Source organism: Fibrobacter sp. UWP2 (assembly GCF_900141705.1).
Lineage (GTDB): Bacteria > Fibrobacterota > Fibrobacteria > Fibrobacterales > Fibrobacteraceae > Fibrobacter.
The window spans coordinates 1-11,318 of the sequence record NZ_FQYM01000049.1 but is presented as its reverse complement, the minus strand read 5'-3'; the positions used below and the strand labels follow the sequence as shown (position 1 = coordinate 11,318).

General features: G+C 48.6%; 8 protein-coding genes. 5 read left to right on the top strand and 3 right to left on the bottom strand.

What is annotated here, in order from left to right; genetic code table 11:
- Positions 1-29 precede the first annotated feature (29 nt).
- Genes BUB55_RS14675 through BUB55_RS13295 form a run of 3 tightly spaced genes read right to left on the bottom strand, consistent with a single transcriptional unit; the run spans position 30 to position 2,771 of the window.
- Positions 30-155 (bottom strand): hypothetical protein, encoded by a 126-nt coding sequence (locus tag BUB55_RS14675; protein WP_255369505.1) that lies wholly within the window; start codon positions 153-155, stop codon positions 30-32.
- Positions 148-1,932, bottom strand: a complete 1,785-nt coding sequence (locus BUB55_RS13300) for an ABC transporter ATP-binding protein (protein WP_073192302.1) — start codon at positions 1,930-1,932, stop codon at positions 148-150. Before BUB55_RS13300 ends, BUB55_RS14675 begins: the two co-directional genes overlap by 8 nt.
- Positions 1,933-1,934: 2 nt before the next feature.
- Entirely contained in the window at positions 1,935-2,771 is an 837-nt protein-coding gene (locus tag BUB55_RS13295; RefSeq protein ID WP_073192300.1) for a helix-turn-helix domain-containing protein, read from the bottom strand.
- Between the two features lie 302 nt (positions 2,772-3,073).
- Here BUB55_RS13295 and BUB55_RS13290 point away from each other — a divergent pair, with 302 nt between their 5' ends.
- The 5 genes from BUB55_RS13290 to BUB55_RS14110 all read left to right on the top strand — a co-directional run bounded on the left by BUB55_RS13290 (position 3,074) and on the right by BUB55_RS14110 (position 11,247).
- Positions 3,074-4,276, top strand: coding sequence for a hypothetical protein (locus BUB55_RS13290; RefSeq protein WP_143153080.1), 1,203 nt, complete (start codon positions 3,074-3,076; stop codon positions 4,274-4,276).
- A gap of 167 nt (positions 4,277-4,443) precedes the next feature.
- Positions 4,444-6,699, top strand: a complete 2,256-nt coding sequence (locus tag BUB55_RS13285) for a TonB-dependent receptor (RefSeq protein WP_234971945.1) — start codon at positions 4,444-4,446, stop codon at positions 6,697-6,699.
- Between the two features lie 198 nt (positions 6,700-6,897).
- Positions 6,898-7,122: a DUF1490 domain-containing protein gene (locus tag BUB55_RS13280; RefSeq protein WP_072799370.1), complete on the top strand. Its 225-nt coding sequence runs from the start codon at positions 6,898-6,900 to the stop codon at positions 7,120-7,122.
- A gap of 3 nt (positions 7,123-7,125) precedes the next feature.
- Positions 7,126-9,207 carry a heavy metal translocating P-type ATPase gene (locus tag BUB55_RS13275; protein ID WP_073192296.1) on the top strand — a complete coding sequence of 694 codons (2,082 nt, stop codon included), beginning with the start codon at positions 7,126-7,128 and terminating at the stop codon, positions 9,205-9,207.
- 366 nt (positions 9,208-9,573) lie between these two features.
- On the top strand, positions 9,574-11,247 hold the full coding sequence (locus tag BUB55_RS14110; RefSeq protein WP_143153079.1) for a hypothetical protein: 1,674 nt from the start codon (positions 9,574-9,576) through the stop codon (positions 11,245-11,247).
- The last annotated feature ends 71 nt before the right edge of the window (positions 11,248-11,318 follow it).

Here is an 11,318-nt window from a genome sequence, read left to right as displayed (position 1 = left end):
TTGCTTGGTGTTTTTTTGCTGAACCAAATTTACAAGTTGGAGACCACCTTTTTCTTTTTGGTTGCAGAAATTTCAACTAACTTTGGGGCATCTTCGACAAACGTGCGGGAGCCTTCTTCAGAAAGAGCAAAAGTATTCTGAACCCACTTATACATTTTCGCCTCCTTCATTATCCTTGGAATTGTCGAGGGTCCATGTGACGGACTGCTGGTATTCGGCCCACATCTTGGCATAAATGCCGTTCTTTTCGAGTAATTCGCTGTGCGTTCCGCGTTCAGCGATTTCGCCATCTTCGACAACGATAATCTGGTCGGCATTCACCACGCTTGTAAGCCTGTGAGCGATCATCAGAACGGTCTTGCCTGCGGCCAGTTTGTGCAAAGCTTCTTGAATCAAGCGTTCGTTTTCTGGGTCAGCAAAGGCGGTCGCCTCGTCTAGCACCACGATGGGAGCGTTCTTCAAGATAGCGCGCGCAAGCACCACTCGCTGCTGCTCGCCACCCGAAAGATAAGTTCCCTTGCTCCCGATAACGGTATCGATGCCGCCCGGCAACTTGTCGATGATTTCGCGGCACTGCGCAAGGTCAAGAGCCTTGTTTACCTGCTCGAGAGTCGCGTCGGGCATGCCGTAGCGAACGTTATCCAAAATGCTCATCTTGAAAAGGCGCGTATTCTGGAACACGAACGAAACGTTCTTCATCAGTTCCTTCGGGTCAATCTGCTTGACCGGAACACCGCCAATAGTAATTTCGCCGCTATCGACATCGAAGAAGCGCGGCAGGAGTTTTGCGATCGTACTCTTGCCACCACCCGAAGGCCCGACAAGTGCTACCGTGTGGCCCGCCGGTACCGAGAGCGAAATGTCGCTCAATACCTGCTTGTCGGTATCGGGGTAGGTGAAGTTCACGTTCCGGAATTCCACATCGAACTTTTCCATCGGTACCGGATTCTCGCAAACCACCAAATCTTTGGTACGGGCAATATCGTTGATGCGGTCAATGGCAATGCCCGCCTGGTTTGTAGCGTTGCTCAGGTACATGCTGCGCATCACGCACTGCGAGAATAGCGGCGTCACCAGCACGTAAATCATCATGTTTACGATGGTGAGTTTTACATCGCCGTCGTTACCGATGATGAGCGCTGCAGTCGGCACCAGGAACAGCACGAATCCGTTCACGAGAATCGTGTAGATGCAATAAGGAACCTTCCAGTTGTCGGAATAGGCAGTCACCATCTTGTGGTAGGTCGCGATGCTGTTGTAGAAACTCTTGAACGAAAAAATGGTCTGCTGGAAAACCTTGACTACGGGTATCCCGCGCACGTATTCCACCGCTTCGGAGTTCATTTCTTCGAGGGCCTGCATGTAGCGTTCCATGAACTTGGTTCCCCTGCGGCCAAGGGTGCCTAAAATGAACATGGCGTATGCGATAGGCACCAAAGAGGCGAGGCCAAGTCGCCAGTCAAAGCTGAACATCATCACGAGCGCCACGACGGGAATCAAGATGGTGCTCGAAATGTCTGGCATCTGGTGCGCAATGAAGGTGTGCGTAATCGCGGCGTTGTCGTCAATAATCTTGCGGAGTTTGCCGGTCGGGTTCTTGTCGAAAAATCCGAGAGGGGCGCTCATCAGTTTTTTCATGGCAAACCGACGCAGGTCGCCTTCGAGCCTGAATGCAACCATGTGCGAGCAGGCGAGGGCTGCGAAGTAGAGCAGAACGCTTGCGACCGAGGCGAGAACCGCTCCGATGGAATAGTCGAAAATTTTGATGTTAGTCATGTTGCCGCCAGAGATAACCTCGCGGACAATCAGCCACATCAGTAAAAACGGCACGAGCCCTGCGATGGCGCTCAATGCCGAGAGAATCAATGCTAGCGGGAACAGCGGTCTTCGCGAGCCCATGTATGCGTAGAGTTTAGAGAATGTCTTTTTCATAATTATGCGACGTTTGTCATCCTGTATTTTTTCCTGTATTCCTTCGGGGTCATGCCCATCACATCCTGGAAGGCGTGGGCGAACTTGCTCCCGTTATTGTAACCGACTTCACCTGCAATCTCGAGAATCCCGCGGTCGCACTCGCGAAGTTGCTTGGCGGCCAGTTTCATGCGCTCGCGGCGAGCGTAAGTGAATACCGGCAAACCGAACACGTTCTTGAAGCAGAGCTTCATTGCGGTGGGCGGCATGTCAAACTTGTCGGAAAGTTCCTCAATGGTAAAATGACTATCCATGTTCTCGCAGATAAACGAACGGATGCAGTAAATCTTTTCTATTTGGAGTGAAGACAGATTGCATTCGCGGCACACGTATTCGCGCTGCTGGTCAAGATTCTTCAGGGTCAGCAAAAGTTCCAAAATAGCGAGTTTTCCGTATTCGACCATCGCCGATTTGGACTTGTTTTCGACCTTCTCGAAGGCGTGTGCCACCTCTTCCTTGGTGTGCACGATAAACGGTCGGCCCGGACGGCACATTTTTTGTGCAAGAGTCCTGATGTCAAGCGCAAAACCTGCGAAATGATCCTGGATGTACTTTTCCGATTCATCGTAGAATAAAATACGGTCGCCGCAGTAATCGGCAGAGCGCGTTAGCGCACCCGAAGTCCAGGCGTCATAAACCAGCATTTCTCCCGCATTCAGCTGGTTGCAGGGAAGTGCTCCGCCGGCCCAGGTAATGCGCCCCTTCCGGCAAAATTCAAGAACGAGAATTGGATCTCCTGCGAGTGTCGTATGGTAGCACCCGATTTTGTGCAACCATTCAATTCCTTTGATGTCTAGCATTCTTTCCTCATAAATCAATTCAGATTGAGATTGTTAGTCTAATCTTAAAAAGTAAGACAAATCTAACAAGCGGGTAAAACTTTGTCAAGGCTAATTTTGTGACGGCAATAGAAAATTTTTATTGCAAAAATGTCTGAATGGAGTGAAAATGGACTAAATGGAGTCTGTATTTCGAGAAAAGGATCTTGGTCTTTTCAGATTTTTTCGTCACTATTTGGAGTAGAACGCCCCAAAAATCATTTCTAAAATGCTCCGCAAAATTAACAACCGCGGTTTTACCGCATCTCAATCAAGGAGTATATATGAAAAAAAGATTCATGGCGGCGATTGCTGTTTCGCTCGGAATGCTTGCCGCTTGCGGTGACGATTCCTCATCTTCGGCCAATGGTGAAAATGACGATTACAAGCGCGAATTCGCGACATCGATCTCTACCGGCGAAACGATGTTCATCGGCACGATGTCGCTGGACCATACAGATGATATCGGCACCGACTATATCGAAGTCGGAACCCGCGCAGGCGTTGTCTATTACGACAATTCCCTGTTCATTGCCGACCTTGACGTGGGAACCATTGCACGCTACAGTCTCGATGCTAATAACAAGATTGGTAGCAAGACCGCGGAACTTTCGCTCGCGGGCGTATGGGCAAACCATATCTACTTCGTGAACGAAGAAAAGGCTTACTTGGGCGGAATGCTCGACTCGCTGCTCATTATCAACCCGAAAACCATGAAGCGCACGGGCGCAATTGACCTTTCCAAATACAAGGGCGACGACGCTCTCGTTGTGTCTCCGGGCACGGGCGTGATTGTTGACGGCCGTCTCTATGTCGGCCTGTTGCAGAACGTGAGCGACTATGCTACCGGCAATACGGCGCAAGTCGCCATTATCGACGTGAAAAATGATTCCTTGATTGCCGTGGCCGAAGATGACCGCGTTGCCGCCGTGGGTTCCCTGGATGATTCTCAGAACCAGGCCTTCATCGTTGCCGACGGTTACATTTACTGCTACAGCAACGCTTCTTGGGGCTACGCTCCCGGCCAGGTTGATGGATTCCTGCGCATCAAGGTGGGCGAAACCGAGTTCGACAAGGATTATCAGTGGTTCGTAACCAAGGATGTTGCTATCGATGGTGTCACCAAGAAAGGTAACTTCAAGTACCTGAGCCCCACTACCTACGCCAACGGAACCAAGGTGTATTCCTTCTTGAACGTGATGGTGGACCTGCAACAGGTTTGGACCGATATGGACAGCTACCACAACAACACCTGCAAGCCGGTAGAAATCGACCTCGCCAAAAAGACTATGAAGGCACTCCCCATCGACTATTCCTCCAGCTGGGCTAGCTACGGCAAGTACATCGATGAAGACGGCACTGTGATTTTTGCGGTCTCTACCGAAAAAGACGGCAACGCCTACTTCCGCTATGATCCTAAGTCCGAAAAGGCGGAAAAGATCGCCGATGTAAAGCAGATTCCGATGTGGCTTGTGCCACTCAAGTAAAATTTCTCCATAAACCCCTAATATCCTCATAAAAACAAACTTCCGTTCTTGCTAAGCAAGGGCGGATTTTTTTTGATTCGCAAATTCAAAATTCAAAAAGCTATTTGGGTTTTCGGCAAACCGTTTGGAGTAGATTTTTGACCTAAAAATTGCTCAATTGCGCTGCGATGAAAAAGATGTTTATTTGCAAGGCGGCAACGCTTGCCTTTATATTTGCTACGGTTGGTGCGGTTTCGGCCCGTGCCCAAGATGATGAAATTACCTCAATAGACGATTTTCTGGAAGAATCGGCTCCAGAAAACAATGCGACAACTAGTGACGCAAATGATATGGCGCGGTCAGAGGCTCCTGCTGCAAATGCATCAAGTGTCACGCAGTTGGACGAACTTTCGGTGGAATCTGAAATAGAAGCAGAACAGGCGAAGCAGGCCAAAAAGGCGGAATCGGTTGCGACGATTGATGCGGCCGAAATGCAGAATACCAGCAAGACTATTTCGAAGGCGGTCAATTCCGCTTCGGGCGTGAAAGTGCGCAAGTCCGGCGGCATGGGCAGCGAAGGCAAAATCAACATTCGCGGCATGGAAGGCAAGAATATCAAGGTGCTGGTAAATGCCGTTCCGGTCGAGACGCAGGGCAACTTGGGACTTGACGATATTCCTATCGACCAGATTGCCGATATCGAAGTCTACAAGGGCTATGTTCCGGCGCGTTTTGCGACAGATGGCGCAGGCGGCGCCATCAATATCGTTACCAAAAAACGCCCCGCTAATTCGGTGGATGCGTCCTACAGCCTTTCGAGTTTCAATACGCACAAGGCTTCTGTAACGGCAAGCCACGTGATTGACAGCATTGTGGGTGGGGCTGGCTTGGAAGTAGGCGTGTCGGGCTACTTTAACCATTCCGATAACGATTACGAATACACGTCTCCCTACATGAAGAGTTCTGCGGGCAAGGATACGAGCGTAGTTCGCGACCATGACCGTTATACATCTTACAACGTGCAGGCTTTTGCGAACTTGATGAATGCGTGGTTCGACCAGATTTCGCTTGGTGCAAGCTATGGCGCGTTTGACAAGGAAATTCAGGGGGATGCGAACCGCATTGTCGAAACGAGTGCCGAAGGATACAATTTTGGGGCGACATTCGGCCTGGATAAGAAAAATATCTTTGTAAAAGACCTGAATTTCGGTAACCATTTTTCGTTCGGGTACAGTGAAAATAAAACCATTGACACGAGCCGCGTTCATTGCCGCAACTGGTATAGCTGCGATACGGCCAAAAAGAATGTGGGTGAGTTGACGATGATGGGACTCCCGAAACTGAGAACAGTACAGGCGTATGATTTCAACGATTTGCTGAATTTGGATTACCAATTCATTAAGAATCAGTTTGTTTACTGGAATACGCTTTTCCGGTACCACAAGGAAGACCCCGAAGATGACGTGGGCTCCGAAATGGTCGGGTTCAATACGGCGGGCTATCCTGGCAAAACGATTTCTTTGACGACGGGTCTTTCGCTTGAAGACAATTTCCTTGATTCGAGACTCCAGAACCTGTTGGGTTTCAAATTCCATTACATGAAGGCTGAAATTTCTAATACTTCCACAAGTATGATACAGCAGGCGGTATTGGAAAAGAATGATTATACGGACTTTAGCTACGATGAAAGCTTGATGTTCCGGATTGTAAAGCCTCTTGCGGTCAAGGGCTCCTACCAGCATGCGGTGCGCTTGCCCACGCCTGACGAACTCTTTGGCGATGGAGTGCGCGTGAGTGCCGCGACAAACCTCAAACCCGAAGAAGCAGACAATTTTAACGTGGGCCTGTCTCTTGATTTGCAAGAAATCCCGTTGTTTGCACGATTCCGATTTGACGGAGACGTATTCTATTCCTATTACAAGAACCGCATCCATTATATGGGAACTTCACAAATGTCGGTGCCGTACTTTAACATGGACCCGATTCGCGGCTGGGGCTACGAAGGCGACGTAAAACTCGATGTGAATGAATGGGTGCTGCTCGGGACGAACTGGACTTTCCAGGATTTGCGCAATATCGATTATAATGCAAAGCAGGGAATTCTAGAAGATGCAATCATCCCGAACATTCCTCGGTTCTTTATGAATTATATGGCCGAATTCCACATGGGTGATATACTCAACAAGAACGATTTTGTCAAGTTCTGGTGGGCCGCAAATTACACCGATGAATACTATTACGGCTGGAAAGTCAGTTCTCGCCAAAGCAGAAAGATTGATGCATCGTTCACGCAGGATTTAGGTATTGAATATTCCGTGTGGGAAAACAAACTCGCTTGGAGCTTTGAAGTCGATAACTTTATGGACGAAACCGTTTACGATAAGTATGGAGAATCTAAACCGGGACGCACTTTCGCGACTAAGATTAGATACAGTTTTAGGTAGTTCTTTCTAACTAAGTTGTATCGCTACTAACTAAGTTGCAAGTTGTCAACTAAATTTCAAATTTGCAACATTGTTAGTCGCTTGGAAAGCTTATGGGACTAAGGCTCTAAGTCTGTTTATTAGTTTGTATGTAAGTTGCTTTTTGAAGTAAAAAGAGATAGATTTATAGTAACAAACAATCAACAAAAGGAGTAAACTATGTCCGTATGGAAAAATGAAAAGTTCTGGTTGGTGATGGCTGGTGCTGTTGGCTCCGCTATTGCAAAGAAGATTCTCAAGGCTCCCAAAACTCGCGAATATGCCGTTAAGGGACTTGCTCAGGGCATGAAGTTCACTGCCGACGCTAAGGCCACCTTCCAAGACATGAAGGACGAAGCTGCCGACATCTGCAACGACGCAAAGAAAGAAGCAGAAGCGAAGTAATCCATGAAATTCAAGATTGTTTACGATCAGCCGGGGCGAATCCGCTTTCGGGCGGGGGCCTACGCATTTGAGAAAATGCATGAACCGCGCATCCACATGGCATGCGTGAGTGAACCTTATGTCCAGAAAGCGGTAGTCCATTCGGAAAACGGCGGTATTCTGCTGGAATACGAAGATGGCTATCGTGAACAGGTGATTGATTTCGTTCGAAATCTGAACATTGCAAATCTTCCGGAAATTGAACCCGATACCGAATATCAGCTGCAGGCTCTTGATACTGATTTCAAGAATAAGCTCGCATTCATGATTGCGCGGCGTTACTTGGCCAAGTTGTTTATTCCGGCTCCTATCCGCACGGTGCACCTGATTTACAGGGGCCTCAAGTTTGTGGCGAAGGGCCTGAATTGCCTTGGTGAAGGAAAGCTTTCTGTCGAGGTGTTAGATGGAGCCGCTATCGGAGCGAGCATCCTGCAGCGCAATTACGAATCGGCAGGGACCATTATGTTCTTGCTGAACGTAAGTAGCCTCTTGGAAGATTATACTAAGGCGCGTACCCGCACAGCCCTTACTGCAAGCCTTGCCGTGAAGGTGGACAAGGTGTGGGTCGTTCGCGATGGCGTCGATGTTCAGGTGCGCATGCAGGATGTTCAGGTGGGCGACCTTGTGCGTGTGCGTTCCGGCAGCATGATTCCGGTGGATGGAACCGTTACCGAAGGCGACGCCTTTGTGAACGAAGCGACTATGACGGGCGAATCGCAGGCGGTTCATAAGACGGTCGGTAAGTCCGTTTTTGCGGACACCATTGTAGATGAGGGCTCGATTGTCGTGTCGGTGCGTGCCGTGAGTGGCAATACCAAGATTCAGAAGATTATTGAGCTTATCGATCGCTCCGAAGACCTGAAGGCCTCTATCCAGAGCCGCGCCGAACGCCTTGCCGACGGAATTGTACCGTTCAGCTTTATCGGATTCGGGCTCACGCTCCTGTTTACGCGCAACATTACCAAGGCGGTCTCGATTCTGATGGTGGACTATTCTTGCGCCATCAAGCTTTCGACCCCGATTTCGGTGATTTCGGCGCTGCGCGAAGCTGCTGACCGCAACATGACCGTGAAGGGCGGCAAGTACCTGGAAGAATTCGCGCTTGCAGACACCATCGTTTTCGACAAGACGGGAACGCTCACCAAGGCGGAACCGAAACTTGAACGTGTTATTCCGTTCGGAAACCGCAGTGAAGACGAAATCCTTCGCATTGCCGCCTGCATTGAGGAGCATTTCCCGCATAGCATGGCGCGCGCCATTGTGCGTGGTGCCGCCGAAAGGGGAATCGACCACGAAGAAGAACACGCTGACGTGAAGTACATTGTGGCGCATGGAATCGCGACGACTCTCGATGGCGAACGCGCTGTTATCGGTAGCAAGCATTTCGTCGTCGAAGACGAAAAAATTGCAGTGGGCGAGGCGGAACAGAAAAAGATCGACGAACTCGCCGGAGCCGCATCCGTGATTTACCTTGCCATTGGCGGGAACCTTGCGGGCGTGCTTTGCATTAGCGATCCTCCGCGAGACGAAGCAGCCGAAGCCATTCGCATGCTCCGTGAACGCGGGATCAAGCATGTGGCGATGATTACCGGCGATAGCCAGAAAGCCGCTGAACGCACAGCGCAACTTTTGGGCATCGACACCTTCTTTGCGCAGGTGCTGCCCGAAGACAAGCACCGCTATGTGGAAAAAATGAAGGCCGAAGGCCGCCGCGTGATTATGGTGGGCGACGGAATCAACGATGCTCCCGCCCTTGCCGCCGCGAACGTGTCGGTCGCCATGAGCGATGCCAGCGACATTGCCCGCGAAACCGCCGACGTGACCCTCCGCAGCGAAGACCTGCGCGACCTCGCCGAACTCCGCGCATTGAGTACGCAGCTCATGGACCGCATCCAGGCGAACTACCGCTTTATCGTGGCCTTCAACACGTCGTTACTCGCGGCTGGGTTCTTCGGCTTCTTGGCACCCTCGACCTCGGCCTTGTTGCACAATCTCTCGACCATGGCGATTTGCGCCAAGAGTATGACGCCACTGAAGCAGGCGTAGGCCCGCGACAATCAAAATCGGCCCAAATTATCAAAAAAAAACTAAAAAGGTAGTCTATGGACTGCCTTTTTGCTTAGTTTTTTGATGAAAGGCTCTGTCGGGCTAAACTGTACACTTGTGCCCGGCTAGCAAAAAATCCTCAATCCGTAAGCCCATCCAAAACTGTTTTTTGGCGTCGTAATCAATTTTTTTACGCTGAAAAGGTCATCAGGCTCGCCACAGCGAGTTCGCAGCTATACGGTCTGGCCTAACAGAGCCGACTGAAAAAATGATAAAATGTATGTTTTTTTTTACAAAACGGCTAAAATAATTTATATTAGAGGAAAACAGTTCTATCCTGTAAAAAGACTTAACCAGGGGTGTCCCATGAAAAACAGCCTGCGCTATGTTGTGTTAAGCGTATCCGTTATTTCGGCTCTTTGCTTTTTCGCTTGCGGCGATGATTCTGCGAGTAATGCGAACGATAACGCAAATGATTCCAAGGGGACCGAAATTCCTTGCGATTCATCTAACGAAGGTCTCGTTATCAAGCCGGCGGACAGCGAAAACTTCAGAGAATGTTCCGATGGTAAATGGGTTGAAATAGTTTCGTCCAGTTCCTCAAGCGAAGTTCAGGTAGTCTCTAGTTCTAGCGAAGTTCAAGTAACCTCTAGTTCTAGCGAAAAATCTGTTGAATCCAGTTCTAGTGAAAAGTCGGTCGCATCAAGTTCCAGCCGTGTGACGAATTCAAGTTCAAGCGAGGTCCAAGTTGCCTCCAGTTCTAGCGATGTTCCGGCTTCATCCAGTTCTGACAATGAAACAGAAAATTCAAGCAGCAGCGAAAAAATGTACCTGTGTGATGATGGTGTTACTTATGTGTTGAATCTGGATAACTGCGAAAAAGCCAAGTCTAGTTCATCTTCGAATACTAGTCCAAGTTCATCTAGTTTGTCTTCATCTAGTCAAGTGCAGAGTTCTGCAACGGTGTCTAGTTCTTCGTTTGCCCCTGAATCTTCTAGTGAAACGATGTCATCTGCCGAAGTGGACTCAAGTACATTCTCTATTAGAGATGCTGTGCTTGCCACGGGTACGCAGTATCTTATTGCCCCGAAGGTTGTTGTTCATGAACTGAATGCGTCTCTTAATAAAACGGGAGTCCAGCATCAATCGACAAATGTCAATAGTACCAGTTATATAGGAGTCTTTGGCAACAAGTATTATTCGGAGTCAGACACAATCGGACAACAGTCAATTTATATGCTGATTGAATGCCAAGGAAAATTTTTTGAACTGGATTCCCAAAAGACGACGACTGATTCCTTGACACTTAACGCCATAGTCGATGCGACATATTTGGACCGAAAAACAATAAACAAAAGGGTAGAGTACATTGCTAGGGTCAACTTGTTTACACATATCCAATCAAAGCGAATCGCCTATTTGGTAAAGAACGGTCTTGATTTTCCGTCGGCAAGAGAACAGGCGAATAATGAATGGATTAAGTCTTTAGGCTTAGAAGGAATCTTTACAGAACCACAGGATATCGTTCCCAAAACGGCAACCGACACGGTTTTATACAATGTAACGCTTTTGTTCAATGGACTGACCAATAGTGCCTCTGCTTTGCAAAAACTAATTGATGAAGTCGCAGACGATTTTGAAAAAGATGGAGAGTGGAGCGATAGTATAAAAGCCAAAATGGCAGATTTTGCAAGGGCGGGGTCGATACTTTCCCAGACGACGTTTAAAACATCTGTAACTTCCTCATCTTATGCAGCCCCCTATAAGTCTGCTTTCCTGGGTAATTTCTGGAGGCGAGAATATGGTATAGGGACCTGCACTAAAGAACGTGCTGGTGAAATTGCCGCAGTCACCAATCAGTACAGCAAACTTTACTACAAAAATACTTACAGTCGCTTTATTTGCCGCGATTCCTCTAACTCTGTATTTTGGCGGTTTGCGACTTCATACGAGAAAGACCTAAATAATGAAACGACTTGTGATGAAATCGGAAAAATCATCAAGGGTGCAGTCGTTGGAAGATGCCCCAAAGTTAGTTGAAATTTCTGCAACCAAAAAGAAAAAGGTGGTCTCCAACTTGTAAATTTGGTTCAGCAAAAAAACACCAAGCA